We start from the raw sequence: 21,830 nt of genomic DNA, 5'->3' as shown, positions 1-21,830 counted from the left end.
CCGTCTGCGGGAACGACGCCCGTCGTCCCGGCCCCATTCGGGCCGGGGCTCGTTCGTCAACGCCGCAGGGGGAACCCATCATGCGACGCATCACCCTGGCCCTGGCATGCGGCATCGCCGCATTGCCCTGCCTTGCCCATGCCCAGACCGCCCTGCCCGACACCATCGTCACCGGCACCCGCATCCCGACGCCGCAGGAGCGCGTGCCGGCCGCCGCCACCGTCATCACCCGCCAGGAGATCGAGGAGCGCGGCTACCAGACCCTGGCGGAGGCGCTGACCGCCGTCCCCGGCCTGCGCATCGCGCCGCAGGGCGGGCCGGGACAGCTCACCTCGGCCTTCCTGCGCGGCACCGGCAGCGGCAACGTCCTGGTGCTGATCGACGGCGTCCCGGCCAACGATGTCGGCGCGCCCACCGGCGGCTTCGACTTCGGCCAGGACCTGCTGTTCGACGTCGAGCGGATCGAGGTGGTGCGCGGGCCGCTCTCCTCGCTCTATGGGTCCTCGGCGATCGGCGGCGTGGTCAACCTGATCACCCGCCGCGCCGCGCCGGACCGCGCCTTCCAGCCCTATGGCGAGCTCGCCGGCGGCACCCAGAACACGCTGCGCGGCGGGCTCGGCGCCACCGGCACGGTGGGTGCCTTCGACTACCTGATGTCCGGCTTCTCCCAGTCCACCCGCGGCTCCAACGCCATGGCGCCGCGCTTCGAGGCCAATATCCCCGAGCGCGACGGCTTCCGCGGCGCCACCGGCACCGCGCGGCTGGGCTGGACGCCGCTCGAGGGCACGCGCTTCGAGGCGCTGCTGCGCTGGCGGGAGAACAAATTCGGCCTCGACAACGTCCCCCAGGACGACCCGAACTACAGCGGCCGCGACCGCCGCTGGGCCGGGCAGATCCGCGGCGAGACGAAGCTGCTGGACGGCGCCTGGACCACCGGGATGCGGGTCTTCTCGACCGAGCAGACCCGCCGCTACACCAACCTGCCCGACCAGTTCGATGCCTTCACCCGGGAGGATTCCCGCTTCCGCGGCACCCGCACCGGCCTGGACTGGGGCAATACCGTGCGGCTCCCCACGGCCGGGCCCTTCACCGACGGCGCGCTCGGCTTCGGCGTGACCCATACGCTGGAGGACGCGCGGACGACGCAGTCCTTCCCCTCCGATTTCGGCGACTTCACCAGCAACCTGCGCGCGCAGCAGCACACCACCGCCGGCTGGGCGTCGCTGCAGTACCGGCTGCTCGACCGGCTCGACCTCTCGGGCGGGCTGCGGCAGGACAACGTCACCGGCGTCGAGGGGGCCACCACCTGGAAGCTCGGCGCCGCCCTGGCGCTGCCGGAGCTGAATTCGCGCCTGCGCCTGACCGCCGGCACCGCCTTCCGCGCCCCCTCGCTGTTCGAGCGCTACGGCATCGGCAGCTTCGACGGCTTCCAGGTCTCGACCGGCAATCCCGACCTGAAGCCGGAACGCAGCTTCGGCTGGGAGATCGGCAGCGACACCGACCTGCCCGGCTTCGGCAGGGCTCGCTTCGCCACCGCGAGCTGGACCTTCTTCCAGAGCCGGGTGCGCGACCAGATCATCAACGTCTTCGGCCCGACCGGCAGCACCTATGCCAACATCAACCGCGCCAACATCCATGGCGCGGAGCTGGGGCTGACATTGCGCCCGGCGACCTGGCTGGAGACCACGACGGCCTGGACCATCACCGAGGCCTTCGACGCCGAGACCGACCGCCGCCTGCCGCGCCGGCCCGAGACGGTGGTGAGCCTGACCGCGCGGATCGTGCCGATGCCCAGGGTGGTGGTGGCGCCGACGCTGCTCTTCACCGGCCGCAGCCCGGAAGGCGCCTTCGCCAGCTACGCCAACGACGGCACCGCCTACCCCTACGCCCGCAGCAATCCGGCGGGGACGGTGGTGAACGTCACGGCCAGTTGGCAGGCCTTCGACCAGGCGGCGCTGTTCCTTGAGGCGCGCAACCTCGGCAACAGCCGGTGGGAGCCGGTGAATGGCTTCGTCACCCCGGGTCGGAGCCTGTTGGTCGGCACGCGCTTCGCGCTGTAGCGGCGGAGGCATGGCTGCAGCGGGCGATGCGGCGCGGTAGCCTGCGCCGCATGACCAGCGCCCTCGCCTATCTCCTCGCCGCGCTTGCCGAGATCGCCGGCTGCTTCGCCGCCTGGGCGGTGCTGCGGCAGGGGGCGAGCGCCCTCTGGCTGCTGCCCGGCGCGGCCTCGTTGTTCCTGTTCGCCTGGGCGCTGACCTGGGTGGAGGCGGATGCCGCGGGCCGCGCCTTCGCCGCCTATGGCGGGGTCTACATCGCGGCCTCGCTCGGCTGGCTCTGGGCGGTGGAGGGCCAGGCGCCGAGCGGCTGGGACCTGGCCGGGGCGATGCTCTGCCTGGCCGGGGCCGGCGTCATCCTGGCCGGCGCGGCGCGCGGCTAGGCGCGCGGCGACCGCGCCAGGATGTCGGCCTCGGCCATCGGCCTGGCCGCGACCTCCGCCGCATCGGCGACGCCGAGCGCCAGCAGCAGCATCCGCGCCACCGCCTCGGCATGGCCGGGCGCGGCCTCCCCGCGCAGCACCGAGCGCATGCCCATCAGCCCAGCACCCAGCACCAGGTCGTAGGCGACCTGCGGCGCGGCGACCTGGAACCGGCCGGCCGCGATGCCATCGGCGATGTCGGTGGCGAGGTCGGCCCGCATCGTCTCGCCCAGCGGCGCGGCGATCAGCGCGACGCGGACGATGATCCAGCCCCAGGTCGCATCGGCGGCGGCCTGCCGGATGAACAGCCGCACGGTGCAGGCGACCCGGTCGGCGGGATCGACCAGGCCGCGCAGCATGCGGGTCTCCGCCTGGATCCGGTCGGCAATGACGGCCGCCACGGCGATCAGCAGTTCTTCCTTGGTCTTGAAATAGTTGTAGAATGTGCCGCGCGCCACCCCGGCCTCGGCGATGAAGTCGCCGATCACCGGAGTATCGGGGCCGAGCCGGGCAAAGACGCGCATCGCCGCCTCGACCAGGGCCGTGCGGGTGCGCAGACGCTTGTGCTGGCCGATCTCCGGCCGGGTTGCCATCACGCTGTTGGACCGCCGACCATGGCTGGGAAGACATCGCGTATAGGACAATTCCGCCACGCGGTCGAATTCTGCTTGACGGTTCCGTCAATTTGACGAAATCGTCAATCCGTGGCGCAGGGCTGCGCCATGGCCCGCAACGCCGCCGCCGCCACGGCGCCCCCGCATCGGACGGGGGCACCCACCGGGCGGCCGTGGCGGCGCGGGCGACGGCATCGGGGATGGGAGCACCTGGGGGAATGGCCGGATATCGCGCGGTGACACTACGGTCGCGCCTGGCAGGCGCCGCACTCGGCCTGGCCCTCGCCGCCGGCCCGGCCGCGGCGCAGGACGCCGCCGCGCCGCAGCTTCGCCTCGACCTCACCCCCTATCTGTGGGTCGCCGGCCTCAGCGGCTCGCTGCGCACCCCGCTGCCCGACCGCTCGGGCCAGGAGGTCTCCGCCCGCTTCGGCGACGTGCTGGACAACCTGAACGCCATTCCGCTGATGGGCGCGGCGGAACTCCGCTACGGCCGCTTCGGGGTGACCGCCGACATCCTCGCCATCTCGGTCAAGGCCGACCTCAAGCCGGTCAACGGCCCGCTCTATGCCGGCGGCGACGTCCAGCTCACCCAGGTCATCGGATCGGCGCTCTTCTCCGCGCGGGTGCTGGACACCGGCGTGCACACGCTCGACCTCGGCCTCGGCGTCCGCGCCTTCGGGCTGTCGACCAAATTCTCGCTCGATGCCGGCCTGCTGCCCGGCACCTCGAAGAGCCCCGGCGCGACCTGGGCGGACCCGCTCATCGGCCTGCGCTACCACGTCGCCATCGCGCCGCGCTGGGGCGCGACCCTGGCGGCCGATTTCGGCGCCACCTCCTCGACCCAGCAGACCTGGCAGCTGCTCGGCACCGCCGACTACCAGATCGGCGAATCGACCGTGCTGCGGGCCGGCTACCGGCACCTCTCCTTCTCCTACGGCTCGGTCCCGGTGCATCAGAACATGCATCTCAGCGGGCCGATCGTCGGCGCCACCTTCCGCTTCTGACCGCAGCCTGCAGGGAGAATACGCCATGGACCGCAACAGCGAGACGACGCCCGCCGCCGGCGGCAGGACGCGGCGCGACATGCTGCTCGGCGGCGCCGCCTTCGCCGCCGCGGCGGGGCTCGGCGCCGGCCCGGGCGCCGGCCAGGCCATGGCGCAGCCGGCGAAGCCGGCCCGCCCGCCGCACATCGTCTACATCCTCTCGGACGACCAGGGCTGGAAGGATGTCGGCTTCCAGGGCTCCGACATCCGCACGCCGAACATCGACCGGCTGGCCGAGGGCGGCGCGAAGCTCGGGCAGTTCTACGTCGAGCCGATGTGCACCCCGTCCCGCGCGGCCTTCCTGACCGGGCGCTACCCGATGCGCTACGGGCTGCAGACCGGCGTCATCCCCGCCGGCGCGACCTATGGGCTGGCGCAGGACGAATACCTGCTGCCGCAGGCGCTGAAGGCCGCCGGCTACCGCACCGCCATGGTCGGCAAGTGGCATGTCGGCCACGGCAAGCCCGGGATGTGGCCGCGCCAGCGCGGGTTCGATTCCTTCTACGGCGCCCTGGTCGGCGAGATCGACCACTTCAAGCATTCCTCGCACGGCGTGCGCGACTGGTACCGCGACAACAAGGTGGTCAAGGAAGAAGGCTACGACACCACCCTGTTCGGGCAGGAGGCGGCGAAGATCATCGCCGGCCACGACAAGGCCAGGCCGCTCTTCCTCTATCTGGCCTTCACCGCGCCGCACACGCCCTACCAGGCGCCGAAGGCCTGGCTCGACAAGTATGCCCACATCGCCGACCCGAACCGCCGCGCCTATGCGGCGCAGGTCAGCGCCATGGACGACCAGATCGGCCGCGTCGTCGCCGCGCTGGAGAAGCGGGGCATGCGCGACGACACGCTGATCGTCTTCCACAGCGACAATGGCGGCACGCGCTCGGCCATGTTCACCGGCGACACGCCGGTGAAGGGCGAGATCCCGCCGGACAACGCGCCGCTGCGGAACGGCAAGGGCACCCTGTACGAGGGCGGCACGCGCGCCGCGGCGGTGATGAACTGGCCGGGCCGGATCCCGGCCGGCAAGGTCGACGGGCTGGCGCATGTCGTCGACATGCTGCCGACCCTGGCCGGGCTGGCCGGCGCCCCGCTGGCGAAGTCGAAGCCGCTGGACGGGGTCGACATCTGGCCGCTGGTGACCGGCAAGGCGCCCTCCCCCCCGGACCGAGATCGTCTACAACGTCGAGCCCTTCCGCGCCGCGGTCCGCCAGGGCGACTGGAAGCTGCTGGTCGCCGCCCTGCTGCCGGCGCGGGTCGAGCTGTACGACCTGGCGAAGGACCCGTCGGAGACCACCAACCTCGCCGCCGCCAACCCCGAGATCGTCGCCCGGCTGCAGGCGCGGATCGACGCGCTGGCGCGGGAAGCCGTGCCGCCGCTGCTGCTGAACGAGATGGTGCGCGCCACCTATGGCGCGCCGCCGATCACCCCCGCCCTCGAATTCGCCGAATTCGACTGAACCGGCCGCCTGATGCGTTCCCGGCAGACAGAGAGGCTCCGATGAGGCTCATCCCGATCTGGACACTGGCCGCGGCCCTCCTCCCGCTGGCGGCGGCCATGGCGCAGCAGCCGATCTTCTATCCGTCGAAGGGCCAGTCGGCGGAGAAGCAGGCGCAGGACGAGGCCGCCTGCCGGAGCTGGGCGACGCAGCAGACCGGGATCAACCCGAACGCGCCGGCGGCCCCGCCGCCGAAGCAGGCCGGCGGTCGGGTTCGGGGCGCCGCGGCCGGGGCGACGGCCGCGGCCATCACCGGCAACGATGCCGGGAAGGGCGCCGCCGTCGGTGCCGTCGCCGGTGGCACGGCGCAACGCGGCGCCCGGCGCCAGGGTGCCCGGCAGGCGAGTGCGCAGCAGCAACAGGCCGGCGCGACCCATGCGCGGGCCGTCGGCGCCTGCATGGAAGGCCGCGGCTACGCGGTCCGGTAGGCCGCCGGCGGGGGCGCGGCCTACCGCAGCGCCTCGCCGCGCGCCGCATGCACGTCCAGCCAGCCATGCGCCAGCAGCCCGTCGCGGCGCGACAGCCGCATGAAGTCGAACCAGCGCTCGGTGATCTCGGTGAAGTCGGTCCACCGCGCCGGGTCCAGCTCCCGCCCGAACAGCCCGCTATGGTGGCCGGTGAACTGCACCGCGGCGTGGCGGCCCTCCCGCGCCGGCTCGGGCGGCGGGCTGTTCCAGTGGAAGGCCTGGTTCACCAGCTGCGCCCGGTCGTAGCCGCAGGCCCGCAGATAGGCGAAGATGTCGAAGGACGAGGCCTCCATCGAGACGAAATCCGGCCGCCGCCCATCCGCCAGCACCTGCCGGGCGCATTCCTCGTCCATGCCCTCGATATCGCATTTCAGGTAGCGCGGCACCCCGAAGCGGTCGAACAGCTCGGCCATCGTCACCGTCGGCACGGTGATCTCCTGCACCGCGTGGCCGCCCTTGGCGGCGAAGTCGCGGTAGACGCTGTTCCAGTCGTCCTTCACCGGGTTGACCCAGAAGGAGATGGTCTCGCCGCCGCGCGGGTACAGCGCGCAGGGCACCACGGTCAGCCGCCCGGCCTCGACCTCGGCGGCGAAGCGGGCGGAGACCTCGGCGCAGAAATCCGGCCGCGCCTCCAGCGCCACCACGCGGAATCCCTTCCGCAGATAGAATTCGGTATCCAGGCCATGGTGCAGGCCGAGGTCGTAGACCAGGTCGGGAACGGGGTCGGGGCTCATCCCCCGATTGATACCGCCGGGGCGCCCGCCCGCAAGCGAAAGCGCGTCAGGCGCCGCCCGGCACCCAGACCACGTCGCCCGCGCCGTTGCCGTTCAGCCGGCGCGACAGCACGAACAGGTGGTCGGACAGCCGGTTGAGGTAGCGCACCGCATCCGGGTTGACCGGCTCGGCCGCCGCCAGCGCCACCACCCCGCGCTCCGCCCGCCGCGCCAGGGTCCGCGCCAGATGCGCCGCCGCCGCCGCCGGGCTGCCGCCGGGCAGCACGAAGCTGCGCAGCGGCGGCAGTTCGGCGTTCATCGCGGCGAGTTCCCGTTCCAGCCGCAGGCACTGCGCCGGGGTCACCCGCAGCCTTCCCCAGGCCTCGCCGGGGACGCAGAGATCGGCGCCGAGGTCGAACAGGTCGTTCTGCATGCGCGCCAGCATCGCATCCTCCGCCGGCATCGCCGCGGTCTGCAGCCGCAGCAGGCCGAGCGCGGCATTCGCCTCGTCCACCGCGCCCATCGCCTCGATCCTCAAAGTGTCCTTGCGCACCCGGGTGCCGTCGCCGAGCGAGGTCTCGCCCTCGTCGCCGCCGCGGGTGGTGATGACGTCCAGCCTGACCATGCGCCTGTCCCCTATCGCAGGGAGAAATGGATCGCCGTGCGGATGCTGCCAGGGATCGGCACGCCATCCCGCGTCGCCGGCTTCAATTTCCACCGCAGCACGGCGCGCCGGGCCGAATCGTCCAGCGCTGGATGGCCCGAGCTCTGCGCCACCTCGACCGCCAGCACCGAGCCATCCTCGGCCACGCGGATGACCACGCCGACCACCCCCTGCTCGCCGCGCTGCCGGCTGGCGAAGGGGTATTCCGGCTCGGCGTTGCGCACCCCGGACAACAGGCCGGGCGGCGTCACCCGGCCGGTCGCCTGGCTGCCCCCGGGCGGCACCGGCGCCTGGGGCGCGGCGGCCGGGCCCGGCTGGGCGGCCGCGGCCGCGGGTGGCGGCGCGGCCTGCTGGCGGGCCGGGACCTGACGCGCGGGCTCCGGGCGCGGCGCCGGGGGCGGCATGGGCGGCGGCAGCGGGACCTCCGCCGCCGCCTCTGGCTCCGGCTCGTCGGCCGGAGGCGGCGGCAGGGTCACCGGATCAACGGCCGCGGGGGGCGGCGGTGGCAGGGTCACCGGATTGACGGCCGCGGGGGGCGGCGGCGGCAGCTGCATGGCCAGGACCGGGGCCGGCTCGGCCGGCGGCGCCGGCTGCGGTGGCGCGATCCCGGGCGGTGCCTGCACCGCCTGCGGCGGCGGCGGCGGGGCGGGCGGCGGCGTGGCCGGGCTGGGCGGCGGCGGGGGATCGCGCGGCGCCTCGGGCTCCGGCGGGGCCGCGACCGAAGGCGGCTGGGCGGGGGACGGCGCGCCGGTCACCAGCTCGGCTTCCTGGGACGCGTCCCAGACCACCTCGACGCCCCGTTCGGGCGGCGTCTCGGGTGCCTGGCCGCGCTCCAGCAGCACCAGCACCGCGCCCAGCGCCGCGGCGTGCAGCAGCAGCGACAGCAGCGGCGCCCAGGACGGCAGCGGCCGCGGGGGCCGCAGGACGGCGGCGCGCTCACCCGGGACCGGCGGCATCCGGGCCAGGCGCGCCAGCGCCGTCACAGCACCAGCACACCGTGGTGCTTGGCCTTGCCCTCGGGCTCGACATGGATGGTGATGGTGGCGCCCTCGATCTCCGCCTTCAGCGCCGCCTCGATCCGGTCGCAGATGACATGCGCGTCGTCGACGCTGAGGCTGCCGGGCACCACGAGGTGGAACTCGATGAAGGTCAGCCGGCCGGCATGCCGGGTGCGCAGGTCATGCGCCTCGATCGCCCCCTCGGCGCTGGTCTGCACGGCGCCGCGGATGCGGCCGAGCAGGACGGGCTCCACCGCCTCGTCCATCAGCCCGCCGACCGATTCTCGCATCAGGTACCAGCCGGACCAGAGGATGTTGACCGCGGTCAGCGCGGCGATCAGCGGGTCGAGCCAGAGCCGGCCGGTCAGCGCCACCGCGGCGACCCCGACCAGCACGCCGATCGAGGTGACCACGTCGGCGAAGAGATGCCGCGCATCGGCCAGCAGGGCGGGGGAGCGGGCGCGCCGGCCCTCCTTCCGCAGCAGGATGGCCCAGCCGGCGTTGATGGCGGTGGCCGCGGCCGAGATCAGCAGGCCGACCATCGGATGGTCCGGCGCGCGCGGCGCGACATAGGCGCCCCAGGCCTGGTCGAGGATGGCGAGCGCGGCGACGATGATCAGCGCGCCTTCCAGGACGGCGGAGAAATACTCCGCCTTGGTATGGCCGTAGGGGTGGTTGGCATCGGCCGGCAGGGCGGAATAGTGCACCGCGACCAGCGCCGCGCCGGCGGCGGCGACGTTCACCACGCTTTCCAGCGCATCGGCCAGCAGCGCGACGCTGCCCGTCACCCACCAGGCGCCGAGCTTCAGCGCGAGCACGGCGGCGGCGATCACGACGCTGCCGGCGGCAAGGCGGACGACGCGCGTCATCGGGGCGTGGCGGCGGTTGGGGCAGCCAAGGGGGCGAGGCTCCGTGGGTGGAGGCGGTTCATGCCCCGAGCGGCGCGGCGGGGGCAACCCCCGGCGCGCCGGGACCGGCCGGATCGCGGCGCCCCGTGCCTCGGCGCGGCGGGCGCGGATCGCGTGAAGCACGCGCTTCTGATCTCAAAAAAGAGATGCGCCCCTAAGGCCGTTATGCAAAGGGAATTGATCCGCCGGTGCCAAGGCAATGAATTACCCGGGACATTCGCCAGACAGGCGAGATCACTGCCGAAACATACAAGTCCGAAGCAATATTATATAACCTTAGGTAAGATGGATGGCACTATTTTTCGGGTATTTTTACTGACCACATGCAATCCATGATGGATTTCTTGGCGTTTGGCTCATTCTCATGAATGATCCGGCTGCCACGTGGCTGCCCCATATCGAAACGTTACTTTCTCGTCGAAATTTTCGGCCGAAAACTCCGCTTCGGGGGCGCTTAACCCGGCCCGGCCACCTTGCCGGCGGGATGTGAGCCCCATGCCCCCTGCCTCGCGGCGCTTCACAACAAGTCGCGGGGTGTCTGCCACCAGGCATGGAAGGACTCGCCTTGGCTATCCTCAACGCCAGATCCGTTGCGCTGACCCCGTCTGGCAAGGTCGTCAACTGGCTCACCCCCGCCGCGAAGGGCGGCAGCCTGGCCGGCACCGCCGGCGCCGACATGCTGTCAGCCCCCAACGGGCCGGCGACCTTGGCCGGCGGCGCCGGCGACGACACCTATGCCATCTGGTCCGCCGACGTCACGCTGCGGGAATTGGCGGGCGGCGGCATCGACACGGTGCAGTCCTATGCCGCGGCCTTCGTGCTGCCCGACTTCATCGAGAACCTGCAGCTGATGTGGACCGGCACCGCCGGCCGGGGCAACGCGCTCGCCAACATCATCACGGGCGCTGACGGCGCGCAGACCCTCGATGGCGGCGCCGGGGACGACGTGCTGAGCGGCGGCGCCGGGGCCGATACCTTCGTCGTCCGGCGCGGCAACGGCAGCGAGGTCATCACCGATTTCCAGCCCGGCACCGACAGGATCCTGCTGCAGGACCATGCGCTGCACAGCTTCGCCACGCTGCAGCCGGCGCTGCGCCAGACCGGCGCCGACACGGTGCTGACGCTTGGCAACGAGAGTTTGGTGCTGCGCAACACCCAGGCGGCGACGCTCTCGGCGCGGGATTTCCAGCTGCCCGCCGACCCCACGCATGCCGGCATGCGGGTCACTTTCAACGAGGATTTCAACAGCCTCAGCGCCTCGGCCAATGGCCGCGGCACCACCTGGAAGACCACGCTGAAGATCGTCGACCAGCTCCGCACCCTGACGACCAACGGCGAAGCCCAGTACTACTCGGATGCCTCGGTCGGGGTGAATCCGTTCAAGGTTTCGGGCGGCATCCTCGATATCACCGCCGCCCCGGGCAGCAACCCGCTGAAGCTGGCCTACAACTCCGGCGCCCTGACCACCGCGCAGTCCTTCGCCCAGCAATACGGGTTCTTCGAGGTGCGGGCCGACCTGCCCTCCGGCCAGGGCTTCTGGCCGGCCTTCTGGCTGCTGCCGACCGATGGCAGCTGGCCGCCCGAGATCGATATCTTCGAGGTGCTCGGCCAGGACCCGACCACCGCCTATTTCAGCCTGCATACCACGACCGGGCCCACCACCACGGCCAAGGTCAGCCTGCTGCCGGACCTGTCCGCCGGCTTCCACACCTATGGGCTCGACTGGCAGGCGGACCGGATCCGCTGGTACGTCGACGGCAACCAGGTCGCCGAGGCGGCGACGCCCGCCGACATGCACCGGCCGATGTACATGCTGCTGAACCTGGCGGTCGGCGATGCCGGCAGCTGGCCCGGCAAATACGATCCCGGCATGCCGACGGGGCATCTGCTGGTGGACTATGTCCGGGTCTGGCAGAACGGCGCCACGCAACCGCCGCCGGTCGACCGCACCGTCCGCGGCCCGGCCGATGTCGCGGCCGCCGGCGGCAGCTATTCGCTGCGGCCCGATGGCGTCAGCGACCTGTATGATTTCGGCAAGGCACGGTCCGGCATCCAGCTCGACGCCAGCGGCCTTTCCGCCCAGCTCGCCCATACCGTCTGGGGCAGCGCCCACGCCGACCACGTGACGGCCGGCGCCGGCACGCTCAACCTCTCCGCCGGCGCCGGCGACGATACCTTCGTCTTCGGCCCCGGCACCTCCCGCGTCATGGGCGGCGCCGGCAACGATACCTTCGTGCTCCGCAAGGGCGCCATCGCCACCGGCGACCAGATCATCGACTTCCAGCGCAGCCTGCCCGGCGGCGGGGAGCACGACCTGCTCCGGCTCGAGGGCTTTTCCGCCGCCGCGCAGCTCAACCACAAGGGCGGCAGCGGCGCGGTGCAGTACTACACGGTGACGGATGGCGGCTACGTGTCGCCGGTCATCACCCTCACCGTCACCAACGCCACCACCCCGCTCACCCAGGCCGACTATGCCTTCACCGGCTGAGCCGGGTCAGATCGCCGGCGCGTCCAGCACCTCGAAGACCGCGCCGCCGTAGTCGGCCTCCACCGGGATGGTCAGGCGCCAGCCCTGCTCCGCCTGCACCATCTCCGGCATCACCGTCACCACCCGGGCCTGGCGCGTCGCCGCCAGCGCCTCGGCCACCGTGGCCCAGCGGCCGAGCTTCTCCAGGTTCTTCCGGGTCGGGAAGACCAGGCGGCGCTGGCCGGCATTGGCCTCCCGGATCGCCTGCGCCGGGGTGATCCAGACGCTGTCCTCGGTCTCGTGCCCGTCATGCACCGCCAGCTGGTCGGGCGGCGCGGCGGCAAGGAAGAACTGCGTGTCGAACCGCTTGCTGCGGGACAGCGGCGTCACCCAGTGGGCGAAATGCACCATGCCGTCGATGGCGGGCTCCAGCCGTTCCTCCGCCAGCATGGCGCTCAGCGGCTGTTCGCCCTTCGCCACGCGGGCACGGTGCAGCGCCTCGATCCCCAGCAGCTGCGTCGCGCTGATCAGGTCGGGCTCCCCGCGCGGCCGGGCCAGCAGCACGCCGCACTCCTCGAAGGTCTCGCGGATGCCGGCGATGCGGAAGCCGTCCAGCGGGTCCGCCCCGCCCAGCGCCTGGTCGTCCGCCTCCACCCGGCCGCCCGGGAAGACCAGCGCGCCGCCGGCGAATTCAATGGCGCGGTGGCGCACCACCATGAACACCTCGATCCCCTCCGCGCCGTCCCGCAGCAGCAGGACCGTCGCGGCGGGCCGCGCGGGAACAGGATCGGCCGGCCGCTTCGTCTCGCTCATCGCCTTCACTCCAGCCGCAGGCCGAGGCCGCGGATCAGCGGCGTCCAGCGGGCGATCTCGGCCTGGATGAAGGCGCCGAATTGCTCCGGCGTGCCGCCCACCACGTCGGCCGCCTGGCGGTCCCGCACGCTGGCCGCCACCGCGGGGTCCGCCATGATGGCGTTGCAGATGCGGTTGGCCGCGGCCACCACCGCCGGGTCCATCCCGGCCGGGCCGAGGATGCCGTTCCAGACCAGCGCCTCGAACCCCGGCAAGGTCGCCGCCAGCGGCGGCACGCCCGGCAGCAGCGCCACCGGCCCCTTCGAGGAGACGGCGAGCGCCTTCACCTTGCCCTCGCGGATGAAGGGCAGCGCGGTGGAGACGGTCATGAAGGTCGACAGCGTCTCGGCCGAGAGCATGCTGCGCGCCACCTCCGCCCCGCTGCGATAGGGCACCGGCGTCATCTTCAGGCCGAGGTCGCGGATCATCAGCTCCTGCGCCAGATGGCCGGAATAGCCGATGCCGGGATGCGCATAGGCCATGTCGGGATGGGCGCGGGCATAGGCGACGAATCCGGCCATGTCCTGCACCGGCAGGGAGGCCGGGACGACCAGGACCAGCGGCAGGTTCACCAGGTGGCAGATCGGGGTGAAGGCGGTGGCGGGGTCGTAGGGGACGCTCGGCTGCAGCTCCCGCGCGATGGCGTTGGCGCCGAGATCGGCCAGCATCAGCGTGGTGCCGTCGGGCTTGGCCTGGGCGACGAAGGCCCCAGCGATGGTGCCGCCGGCGCCGCCGCGATTCTCCACCACCATGGCCTGGCCGTTGGCCAGCGGGGCGAAGGCATTGGCGACGGTGCGGGCCAGCGTGTCGGACGCCCCGCCGGCGCCGAAGGGGACCACCAGGCGGACGGTGCGGTCGGGCCAGGCGGCCTGGGCGCGCGCCAGGCGCGGGACGGCCATGGCCGCCGCCAGCAGGCCGAGGTCTCTTCGGTTCATCATGCGGCGCGTTCCCACTCCCCGTTGCGGCAAACTGCCGCCGGGCGGGGCCCCTGGCAACGGGGGGAAGCGCTAAGGAGCGCTGCCGCTCCGCGCCACTCCGCCAAAGGCCGAAGGGCCGCTGGACAGCTTGAGTCAGCGGTTTTGGAATTGAGGGGCGTAAAGCCTGAAATCGGGCTGAAGAAAGTTGAGGCGGTGGAGGGGGCGGCAGGCGCAAAGGCCGGGACGGGCTGGGGTTCGGCCGCGACGGTTTTTGGATTTTCCGAATTGAGCGCTTGATGCCGGGGGGCGATGCGGACGGCGCGGCGATGCAGCGCGGCGGCCCAATCCGCCAGGGCGCGGAGCGCGGGCGGCGCCGCCGCCTCCCCTGCCGCCCGGTGCAGGCGGGACCAGACGCCGGCGCGGGCCCAGCGGTGGAAATGCCGGTAGACGGTCGGCCAGAACGGGCCCTGCCCGCCGGCCGGCACCCAGGGGACGCCATGCGCGGCGACGCCGAGGATGCAGTTCAGCCGGTGGCGCAAGGCGGGGTGGCGGCTGCGCGGGAGGAGCGGTGCGAGGGCGGCCCATTCGGGGTCGGAGAGCGGGGCCCAGGGGCGGGTGGCAGTCTCCGGACCATGCCCCGGCTGCGCCGCGCCGGGCCGCGGCGACAGGGTTGCAGATGCAGGGGGAGAATGGGTCATGCGCCGGCCTCCAAACCAAACGGAGCATGTTTTACAGGAAAATAGTCCTTTCGCAAGCGAAAAATGAGGCTCGCCGCGTCACCGCGATCCGCTCGCCCGGACCCGGCCCCGATCGGACCTTCGCCGCTGCGGGAGGGAAACCGGGGCCTACGCGAAAGCGGCCGCGTAGGTCTGGCGGTCCGCCCGCCATGCGACCGGCCACGACAGGATTCCTGACCCCGAACGACAGATCCGCATGTCTGACACCCGCCGAGCGGCATATCGTATATCCACGATGACATCTCTCGGAACCGTGAGGTATCCTCATGCGGTGAGTTTTGCGATATCAGAACAAATTGGCGGCGAAGGTGCCGCAGGACGCTCAGCCGCATGGCACCCAGGCGGGTTGTCCTTCCCGCCAGGACACCCGCTGCCGCACGGCCTTTTCGGCCAGGACCAGGCCGGTCTCGCGCCGCACCTCGAGGGGGTGAGCCTGGGGCGCGGCCACATCCCGGTCGAGCCCGGACGCATCCTCGCGCACGTCGCCTTTTCGCAGGGGGGCAGCACGGCCTCGCCTGTCCCGCCACCGGGGCCAGGGTCCGACCGGTGAACCGTGCTTACCCTTCCGAGGGGGCGGAGACCTCGCCGTGCCGCGGTCGGGACCGTGCCCGCCCGCCGCGGTTGCGCTTCACGGCGCTGCTGCTCGGCCTGGTGCTCGCGGGGCTGCTGCCCGCACTCGCCTTCGGCGGCCTCGCGGCCTGGGAGGCGTTGGAAGGACGCCAGGCGGCGGTCGAGAACGGGCTGCGCTTCACGGCGCAGAGCCTCTCGCTCGCGCTCGACCGGGAGATCGACCGCCCCTCGGCATCGTCCGCGGGCTCGCCGCCGCCGAAGCCCTCGACGGGCCGGCGCCCGACCTCGCGCGCTTCGAGGCACAGGCCCGCCGTGTCACGGCGACGTTCGGCACCTCCGCCCTGCTGCTGGACCCCGACTCGCTCCGCGCGGTCGTCGACACCGCGCTCCCGCCCGGGATGCCGGCCGGGGGCTCGGCCGCGGCCAGGTTCCGGTCGGCGGCGGAGACGAGGCGACCCGTCGTGACCGACCTCGTGGCCGGCGCCGCGGCGGGCCGGCCCCTGGTCGGCGTTGCCGTGCCCGTGCTGCGCGGCGACCGCATCCCCTTCATCCTCGCGGTTCAGCTCGAGCCCGAGGTGTTCCGCCGCCTCCTCGTTGCGCAGAACCTGCCGGCGGGTTCCTTCGCCGCGGTGACGGATGGTCGCGGCGTGGTGGTCGCGCGCTCGGATGCGCTGCACTCCCAACGCTTCGGGCAGACCATCCCGGAGGAGAACCGCCGCCGGCTGGCTGCCGCGCCTTCGGGCCTCTACCGTGCCGCCGCGCTCGACGGCGCGGAGCAGGTGTTCGGCTTCCACCGGCTCGACACCGCACCCGGCTGGACGGTCGTCGCGGCGCACCCTGCCGCCAGCTTCGACGCCGCCTGGCGCGCCGCGGCCCTCGCGCTCGGCACCGGCGCCCTTTTCGCGCTGACGCTCGGCGGCACCCTGGCGATCCTTGCCGCGCGCGGCGTGCTGGTGCCGGTCCGCCGCCTAGAAGTCTATGCGCGCAGGCTCGCCGAGGGCGGCGGGCCCTCGCCGGCCGGGTCCGCTGCGGCGATCCCGCCCGCCCATGTGGCGGAGCTGGAGGCGCTGCGGCAGGGCTTCGCCGCCGCGGAAGCCGCGCTCGTCGCGCGCGAAGCGACGCTCGCGGAGGGAAGCGAGCGGCTGCGCCTCGCGCTCGACGCCGCCGACCTCGGCACCTGGCGGTGGGAGGTGGCGGCGGGCACGGACGTGGTCATCTGGGACGCGCGCTGCAGGGCGCTGTTCGGCCTGCCGCCCGACGCCGCCGTAAACTACGCCACCTGGGCCGCGACGCTGCTGGACGAGGACCGCGCCGCGGCGGAGGCGGCCGTCGCCCGCGCCCTCGACCCGGCCGAGCCCGAGGATGGGCTCGCCCTCGACTACCGCGTGCGGTGCCCGGACGGGGCGGTGCGCTGGCTGGCGTCGACCGGCCGCACCATCTTCGTCCCGGATCCTGCCGCGCCGGCCGGCCGCCGACCGGTGCGTATCCTAGGCATCATCCGGGACTGCACCGCGGCGCGCGAGGCTGTGGCGGCGCTTGCGCGCAGCAACGAGGAGGCCCTCGCCGCGGCGGAGCGCGTGCAGCTCGCGCTGGCCGCCGGGGCCATCGTCGGCACCTGGGACTGGGACCTGGTCGCCGACCGGGTCACGGTGGACGAGCGCTTCGCCGAGCATTTCGGGATCGACCCCGCCCTCGGCCGCTCCGGCCTCCCGCTGGAGCAGGTCCTTGCCACCGTCCATCCGGCGGACCTCCCCGGGCTGCGCGCCGCGATCGACGAAAGCCTGGCGCGGGGCGGTCCCTACCGGCACGAGTACCGCGTGCGCAGCCGCGACGGCGCCTATCGCCGGATCGAGGCGAACGGGCGCGTGGACCTCGGCCCCGACGGTGCGCCGGTGCGGTTCCCGGGCATCCTGCTCGACGTCGAGGCACGGCGCGCGCTGGAGGCGGACCGGGACCGCTCGGCCGCGCTGCTGCGCGCCTTCGTCGCGGCCGTGCCGGGCGTGGTCTACGCCAAGGACCGCGACGGCCGGATGCTGGTGGCGAACGCGGGCACCGCGGCGCTGGTCGGCAAGCCGCTCGAGGCGATCCTCGGCCGGACGGACGCCGAGATCCTCGACGACCCCGCCCAGGCCGCCATCGTCATGGCGAATGACCACCGGATCATGGCGGGCGGGACCGCCGAGCAGTTCGAGGAGGCGGTGAGCATGCCGGACGGCAGGCCGGCCGTGTGGCTGTCCACCAAGGCGCCGTTCCGGAACGACTCCGGCGCGGTGGTGGGCCTGGTCGGGGCGTCGCTCGACATCACCGAGCGCAAGCGAACGGAGGAGCGCCTGCGGCTGATGGTCCACGAGTTGAACCACCGCGTGAAGAACACGCTGGTCACCGTGCAGTCCATCGCGGCGCAGAGCCTGCGCGGCGCCGACCCGGCGGTTCGTCGCAGGCTGCAAGCACGGCTGCTGGCGCTTGCCGCCGCCCACGACGTGCTGACGCGCGAAGCCTGGACGGGGGCGGACGTGGACGAGGTGGTGGCCGGCGTGCTCGCCCCGCATGGCGGGTGCGGCCGCGGGCGCTTCCGGGTCTCGGGCCCGCCGTTGCGGCTGGTGCCGCGTGCGGCCGTGGCGCTGTCCATGGCGCTGCACGAACTGGCCACGAACGCGCTGAAGTATGGCGCCCTCTCGGTCCCGGCCGGCCATGTCGAGGTTCACTGGGAGGTCGCGCCGCGGCCCACGCCGCGCTTTCGCCTGACATGGCGGGAGCGGGGCGGCCCGCCGGTGGTGCCGCCCGCCGTCCGGGGTTTCGGCACCAAGCTGGTGGAGCGGGGCCTCGCGCATGACCTCGGCGGGACGGCGTGGATCGACTTCGTCCCGGAAGGCGTCACGGGCCGCGTCGAGGCGCCGCTGGCCGGTATCGTGGCACCGGCGGAGGTAGTGCCACTGCTCCGCCTGGGCTGAATGGGGGAGGATCCGCTGGGCGCGTCGCGCGCTGGAGCCTGGCCGGACGAAGTCCCCGACCGCTGCACCGCGGGACGGTCCTCGGCCCCTGCGCTTGGAGCGGGAGCCCAAGCTCCGCTTCGCGCCCGAAGCGGGCGGCCGCGGTGCCTTCGCGCCGGAACTGGCGCCGGAGGTTGCGCACGCCGCAGAGGCCGACGTTCGCCTCGTGAACCCGCCGGATCGCGGCGCAGAACGCGGCGTCACGGCGGCGCCGGGCCGAGCCCTTGGCTGGATCCATCCGAACGGCAGCACGGGCATGCCAGGTCGACGGGGCGATCCGCAGCACCCTGCAGATCGGCTCGCCCCCGTAGGCTGCGCGGTGATCGTCGATGAACGCGATCATGGCTTCGATCGGCGGTCGAGCTCCGCCACCGCGAAATACGCCGATGCCTTGCGCGGGATCTCGTTGGCCTGCCGCAGATCGCGGACCTCGCGCTCCTGCGTTCTGATCCGCCTGCGATCCCCGCTCGTCAGGCCAGGCCGCTGCCTTTCGTCGCGCCCGGTCTGGCGGACCCGCTTCCTGGGCATCTCGGTCGTGCAGCCGATCCTGCCCGCGGTTGACCCGATCGCCGCCCAGCGCGACGCATGGTCGCCGCCATGACCCAGCACTGTCCGGACCGCCCGCTGCCGTGCCTCAGGCGAACATCGGTTCGACGTCTTCTTTGGCGTTGTCCCATCCTCTCAACGGTTGGGGCCTCCGGCAAACCCGGGGCGGTCCGAAGGCGAGTGCGTGGTCCATCGCGGTCGCGGTCGAGCAAGGCGGCGCCCTCAGTCAGCGTCGTCGCTGCCAGGGCCTCCGGCCGCGCGAGGAGATCCTCCTGCCCAACGCGACGCCGCGCCATAACCGCGCCCGACCGCGGTGTCGCACCGCGTGACACCTCTTCGACAAATCAATCTGTCCTGGGGAAGAACTAGTTTCTAAATCGCATGAATCCCGCTCGAGGGAACAAGTTTGCTTTCCTCGCCCTGCAAATATTGAGCGATTACAACCCCAGATACAAAAAAACTTTTACCATTCAATCTAGAGGCTGGACGACGGTTGGAAAGTTCGCTTAGACATATAGAGGATGTGTTTGTGAATGAGAGACTTTCAGAGGTGCCGCTGACCCGCTCGCCCCCGCAGACTTCCTCCGGTCCTGTCAGCGCCTCGGCCGAGGTTCAGCTCTGCGTCATGGTCCCGCCAGCTGTGCGGAGCAAGGTACGTGCCGCCGCCAAAGCACGCGGCCTCACCTTGCGAGCGTTGGTGCTGAGCGCGTTGCGCGATGCCGGGGTGCTGGAAGGGCTCAGCGAGGTGGAGTTCGCCGACCGCCGCGCCTCCCTTGCCGCCGCGAAGGCGCGGTTATGGCGGGAGCATACCGCGGCGGCAACCGACGCCCCTGATGCCTCGCAGCCTGCCTTGCCAAGATCCGGAGACGGCAGCGCCTAATGCTCGGCCGAGACGACCGATCCGCCCCACACGCACTGCAGTGCCTCGGTCCGAGCCAGAGAAACCGAAGACTTCACTCGAGGGGCATGGATTGGAGCTTGGATGGCGGCAACCTCCGTCGTGGCCTCAAGATCCGGCTCGAAGCGTCCGCACGTATCGCGACCTGGGCAGCCATGCGGCATCGTTGTATCCTCGCCGCAGCGGCGCCATCGCCTTGACCGTTTCGGGCAATGCGTCAGTTCCCGACGACCCTACCATAGGGTGTGACCGCGAGCCTATCCATGTCCCCGGCAGCATCCAGCCGCATGGGCACCTGCTCGCCTTCGCCGGTGACGGTCTCGCACTCATCCATGCCAGTGCCGGTGCGGGAACTGTGCTCCCCGGCGGGATTGCCGCCGCATTCGGTCAGCCGATCGCGCACATCTTCGCCGACCTGCCGCATGAGCACCTTTGCGAAGGAATGCGGGGCCTGCCGGAGACAGGTCCGCTGCAGCTTGGCCGCTTCCGTGCGGCATCCGGCGCGGCTTTCCAGGCGATCGGTCATCGCTCGCTCGACGGACACGCCGTCTTGGAACTCGAGTCGGAGTTCAAGGATGACGGGCCGGCGCCGCGATCGACACTTGAAGCGCTTTACCCCGGTGTGCGGGAAGCATTCGCGCGGCTCGGGCGCGCCACCTCGTTGGAGGCGTTGGCCGCCACCGCAGCCTCCGCGGTGAGACGCATCACTGGTTTTGACCGGGTGCTTGTTTATCGCTTCGAGGAGAACTGGGATGGCACCGTGCTCGCCGAGGATGGCAACGGGCGCTTGCCTTCCTACCTCGGTCTGCGCTTTCCCGCCTCCGACATCCCGGCACAGGCCCGGCGGCTCTACGAGATCAACTCGCAGCGCCTGATTGCGGACGTAGACTACACGCCGGTGCCGATCCTGTCGGCACGACCCGGGCCGCCGCTCGACCTCACCTATGCCGGTCTGCGTAGTGTCTCACCTGTTCACCTCCAATACATGCGCAACATGGGCACGCCGGCATCCATGTCGGTCTCCATCCTGCGCGGCGACGGCCAGCTGTGGGGGCTGGTATCCTGCCATCACGCCGAACCACGCCGGGTTTCCTTCGCGGCCCGGAACGCCTGCGACATGTTGGCGCAGATGCTGGCCGTCCGCGTCGCTTCGCGCGAGGAGATGGCCTTTGCTGAAGCGCGCGCGCGGCTGAAGAGCCTTGAGGGGCGCCTTCTCGCGCGGATGGCGGCGGCGCCCGCAAGCCTCGCGGATGGTCTCCTCGCCGTGCCATCGGACTTGCTTGAGTTGACCGGGGCGGCCGGGGCGGCGGTCCTCACCGAGGGCGGTTGCGCTCTGGCTGGCCGTACGCCTCCAGAAGCCGAGGTGCGGCGCATTGCAGGTTGGCTGGCAAAGCGCGGCGAGGACGAGGTATTCGAAACCTGCTCCCTGGCGTCGCTGCTGCCCGAAGCCAGCCCCTTCGCAGACACCGCAAGTGGGCTGCTGGCCGTGTCGATCTCCAAGCTGCACCCCAGCTACCTGCTCTGGTTCCGACCCGAGGTGGTCCGCACGGTCGCTTGGGGCGGCGACCCTCGCAAGCCGGCAGAGCCGGCTCCGGACCGGCTGCATCCGCGCCGATCCTTTGCCGCTTGGGTGGAGACCGTGCGGCTGCGTTCTGCTGCCTGGAGCACGGCCGAGATAGAGTCCGCGCGTGACCTGCGCACCGCGGTCGTCGGCGTCGTGCTGCGCGCGGCCGAAGAGCGGGCCGAGCTCAGCGGCCGCTTGGAGCGGGTGAACAAGGAACTGGCCGCGTTCTCATACTCGGTCTCGCATGACCTCCGTGCGCCCTTCCGCCACATTGTCGGCTTCGCCGAGTTGCTACGGGAACACGAGGGAGTCTCGCTCAGCGAACGAGGCCGGCGATATGTCGCCACCATCGCCGCGGCAGCGGAAACTGCGGGCCGCCTGGTGGATGCGCTGCTGAACTTCTCGCAGATGGGCCGTACGGCGCTGGTCCCGATCGAGTTCGATCCAGCCGTGGTGGTGGCCGAGGTGCGACGGGCGCTGGAGCCGGAGCAGGCGGGGCGGAGGATCGAATGGCGGGTCGGGCCGATGCCGATGGTGCAGGCCGACCCCACCATGTTGAAGCAAGTATTCCAGAACCTTCTGTCAAACGCGGTCAAGTACACCCGGGACCGATCCCCTGCAGTAATCGAAGTCAGCGGCGAAATGTCAGGCGGCGAGGTCGTCATCCGCGTGCGCGACAACGGCGTCGGCTTCGACATGGCATATGCCCACAAGCTGTTCGGCGTGTTCCAGCGCCTACATCGCGCGGAGGAGTTCGAGGGCGTCGGGATTGGCCTTGCCAACGCGCAGCGCATCGTCGAGCGCCATGGTGGCCGGATCTGGGCCAAGGCCGAGCCTGGCAAGGGCGCGACCTTCCATTTCACACTGCCGCGGCAAGAGGCGCCGACGGAGGAGGCGAATTGAC

17 protein-coding genes and 1 other annotated feature are annotated in these 21,830 nt (G+C 72.0%); of the genes, 9 read left to right on the top strand and 8 right to left on the bottom strand.

What is annotated here, in order from left to right:
• The first annotated feature begins 80 nt into the window (after positions 1-80).
• Together ACFQS7_RS06070 and ACFQS7_RS06065 are read left to right on the top strand one after the other, a co-directional pair.
• On the top strand, positions 81-2,060 hold the full coding sequence (locus tag ACFQS7_RS06070) for a TonB-dependent receptor plug domain-containing protein (RefSeq protein ID WP_380066121.1): 1,980 nt from the start codon (positions 81-83) through the stop codon (positions 2,058-2,060).
• Between the two features lie 50 nt (positions 2,061-2,110).
• A complete protein-coding gene (locus ACFQS7_RS06065; protein ID WP_380066120.1) occupies positions 2,111-2,437 on the top strand; it encodes a YnfA family protein in 327 nt (108 codons plus the stop codon).
• Here the strand turns inward: ACFQS7_RS06065 and ACFQS7_RS06060 are convergent.
• On the bottom strand, positions 2,434-3,069 hold the full coding sequence (locus ACFQS7_RS06060; RefSeq protein ID WP_380066119.1) for a TetR/AcrR family transcriptional regulator: 636 nt from the start codon (positions 3,067-3,069) through the stop codon (positions 2,434-2,436). The genes ACFQS7_RS06065 and ACFQS7_RS06060 overlap by 4 nt on opposite strands.
• 239 nt (positions 3,070-3,308) lie before the next feature.
• Here ACFQS7_RS06060 and ACFQS7_RS06055 point away from each other — a divergent pair, with 239 nt between their 5' ends.
• Entirely contained in the window at positions 3,309-4,094 is a 786-nt protein-coding gene (locus ACFQS7_RS06055) for a hypothetical protein (protein WP_380066118.1), read from the top strand.
• A 25-nt stretch (positions 4,095-4,119) separates the two neighbouring features.
• Positions 4,120-6,063, top strand: coding sequence for an arylsulfatase (locus ACFQS7_RS06050; RefSeq protein WP_380066117.1), 1,944 nt, complete (start codon positions 4,120-4,122; stop codon positions 6,061-6,063).
• A gap of 20 nt (positions 6,064-6,083) precedes the next feature.
• Here ACFQS7_RS06050 and ACFQS7_RS06045 read toward each other — a convergent pair whose 3' ends face one another.
• Genes ACFQS7_RS06045 through ACFQS7_RS06030 form a run of 4 tightly spaced genes read right to left on the bottom strand, consistent with a single transcriptional unit; the run spans position 6,084 to position 9,346 of the window.
• Complete coding sequence (locus tag ACFQS7_RS06045) at positions 6,084-6,836, bottom strand: FkbM family methyltransferase (RefSeq protein WP_380066116.1); 753 nt, start codon at positions 6,834-6,836, stop codon at positions 6,084-6,086.
• Between the two features lie 46 nt (positions 6,837-6,882).
• The gene (locus ACFQS7_RS06040; protein ID WP_380066115.1) at positions 6,883-7,440 is read right to left on the bottom strand and encodes a cob(I)yrinic acid a,c-diamide adenosyltransferase; all 558 of its coding nucleotides are present in this window, start codon (positions 7,438-7,440) and stop codon (positions 6,883-6,885) included.
• An 11-nt stretch (positions 7,441-7,451) separates the two neighbouring features.
• Entirely contained in the window at positions 7,452-8,435 is a 984-nt protein-coding gene (locus ACFQS7_RS06035) for an energy transducer TonB (protein WP_380066114.1), read from the bottom strand.
• 23 nt (positions 8,436-8,458) lie between these two features.
• On the bottom strand, positions 8,459-9,346 hold the full coding sequence (locus tag ACFQS7_RS06030; RefSeq protein WP_380066113.1) for a cation diffusion facilitator family transporter: 888 nt from the start codon (positions 9,344-9,346) through the stop codon (positions 8,459-8,461).
• A gap of 589 nt (positions 9,347-9,935) precedes the next feature.
• Here ACFQS7_RS06030 and ACFQS7_RS06025 point away from each other — a divergent pair.
• Positions 9,936-11,873, top strand: coding sequence for a family 16 glycosylhydrolase (locus ACFQS7_RS06025; protein ID WP_380066112.1), 1,938 nt, complete (start codon positions 9,936-9,938; stop codon positions 11,871-11,873).
• A 6-nt stretch (positions 11,874-11,879) separates the two neighbouring features.
• Here ACFQS7_RS06025 and ACFQS7_RS06020 read toward each other — a convergent pair whose 3' ends face one another.
• The 3 genes from ACFQS7_RS06020 to ACFQS7_RS06010 are packed head-to-tail and all read right to left on the bottom strand — an operon-like array spanning position 11,880 to position 14,319.
• The gene (locus ACFQS7_RS06020; RefSeq protein ID WP_380066111.1) at positions 11,880-12,665 is read right to left on the bottom strand and encodes an NUDIX hydrolase; all 786 of its coding nucleotides are present in this window, start codon (positions 12,663-12,665) and stop codon (positions 11,880-11,882) included.
• Between the two features lie 5 nt (positions 12,666-12,670).
• Entirely contained in the window at positions 12,671-13,642 is a 972-nt protein-coding gene (locus ACFQS7_RS06015) for a Bug family tripartite tricarboxylate transporter substrate binding protein (RefSeq protein WP_380066110.1), read from the bottom strand.
• Positions 13,639-14,319, bottom strand: coding sequence for a transposase (locus tag ACFQS7_RS06010; RefSeq protein ID WP_380066109.1), 681 nt, complete (start codon positions 14,317-14,319; stop codon positions 13,639-13,641). The genes ACFQS7_RS06015 and ACFQS7_RS06010 overlap by 4 nt, the downstream gene beginning before the upstream one ends.
• A 1,070-nt stretch (positions 14,320-15,389) precedes the next feature.
• Here ACFQS7_RS06010 and ACFQS7_RS06005 point away from each other — a divergent pair.
• From ACFQS7_RS06005 to ACFQS7_RS05990, 4 genes are all read left to right on the top strand, one after another.
• Positions 15,390-17,879: a PAS domain-containing protein gene (locus ACFQS7_RS06005; protein WP_380066108.1), complete on the top strand. Its 2,490-nt coding sequence runs from the start codon at positions 15,390-15,392 to the stop codon at positions 17,877-17,879.
• Positions 17,880-17,973: 94 nt separating this feature from the next.
• Positions 17,974-18,519: a hypothetical protein gene (locus ACFQS7_RS06000; RefSeq protein WP_380066107.1), complete on the top strand. Its 546-nt coding sequence runs from the start codon at positions 17,974-17,976 to the stop codon at positions 18,517-18,519.
• Positions 18,187-18,303: a sequence feature (AL1L pseudoknot), on the bottom strand. (Overlaps the previous gene by 117 nt.)
• A gap of 495 nt (positions 18,520-19,014) precedes the next feature.
• Positions 19,015-19,344: a hypothetical protein gene (locus ACFQS7_RS05995; protein ID WP_380066106.1), complete on the top strand. Its 330-nt coding sequence runs from the start codon at positions 19,015-19,017 to the stop codon at positions 19,342-19,344.
• 214 nt (positions 19,345-19,558) lie between these two features.
• Complete coding sequence (locus ACFQS7_RS05990) at positions 19,559-21,829, top strand: ATP-binding protein (RefSeq protein ID WP_380066105.1); 2,271 nt, start codon at positions 19,559-19,561, stop codon at positions 21,827-21,829.
• Position 21,830 lies beyond the last annotated feature (1 nt).

Source organism: Dankookia sp. GCM10030260, from assembly GCF_042666655.1.
In the GTDB taxonomy this organism is placed as follows: domain Bacteria; phylum Pseudomonadota; class Alphaproteobacteria; order Acetobacterales; family Acetobacteraceae; genus Paracraurococcus.
This window is presented reverse-complemented; position numbering and strand designations above follow the sequence as displayed.

What these genes read in the sequence shown, in the direction of transcription:
- ACFQS7_RS06020 (WP_380066111.1), bottom strand. Translation starts at nt 12,665, where the DNA reads ATGAGCGAGACGAAGCGGCCGGCCGATCCTGTTCCCGCGCGGCCCGCC.
- ACFQS7_RS06010 (WP_380066109.1), bottom strand. Translation starts at nt 14,319, where the DNA reads ATGACCCATTCTCCCCCTGCATCTGCAACCCTGTCGCCGCGGCCCGGC.
- ACFQS7_RS06040 (WP_380066115.1), bottom strand. Translation starts at nt 7,440, where the DNA reads ATGGTCAGGCTGGACGTCATCACCACCCGCGGCGGCGACGAGGGCGAG.
- ACFQS7_RS06060 (WP_380066119.1), bottom strand. Translation starts at nt 3,069, where the DNA reads ATGGCAACCCGGCCGGAGATCGGCCAGCACAAGCGTCTGCGCACCCGC.
- ACFQS7_RS06035 (WP_380066114.1), bottom strand. Translation starts at nt 8,435, where the DNA reads ATGCCGCCGGTCCCGGGTGAGCGCGCCGCCGTCCTGCGGCCCCCGCGG.
- ACFQS7_RS06025 (WP_380066112.1), top strand. Translation starts at nt 9,936, where the DNA reads ATGGAAGGACTCGCCTTGGCTATCCTCAACGCCAGATCCGTTGCGCTG.
- ACFQS7_RS06065 (WP_380066120.1), top strand. Translation starts at nt 2,111, where the DNA reads ATGACCAGCGCCCTCGCCTATCTCCTCGCCGCGCTTGCCGAGATCGCC.
- ACFQS7_RS06045 (WP_380066116.1), bottom strand. Translation starts at nt 6,836, where the DNA reads ATGAGCCCCGACCCCGTTCCCGACCTGGTCTACGACCTCGGCCTGCAC.
- ACFQS7_RS06055 (WP_380066118.1), top strand. Translation starts at nt 3,309, where the DNA reads ATGGCCGGATATCGCGCGGTGACACTACGGTCGCGCCTGGCAGGCGCC.
- ACFQS7_RS06070 (WP_380066121.1), top strand. Translation starts at nt 81, where the DNA reads ATGCGACGCATCACCCTGGCCCTGGCATGCGGCATCGCCGCATTGCCC.
- ACFQS7_RS06030 (WP_380066113.1), bottom strand. Translation starts at nt 9,346, where the DNA reads ATGACGCGCGTCGTCCGCCTTGCCGCCGGCAGCGTCGTGATCGCCGCC.
- ACFQS7_RS06015 (WP_380066110.1), bottom strand. Translation starts at nt 13,642, where the DNA reads ATGATGAACCGAAGAGACCTCGGCCTGCTGGCGGCGGCCATGGCCGTC.
- ACFQS7_RS06050 (WP_380066117.1), top strand. Translation starts at nt 4,120, where the DNA reads ATGGACCGCAACAGCGAGACGACGCCCGCCGCCGGCGGCAGGACGCGG.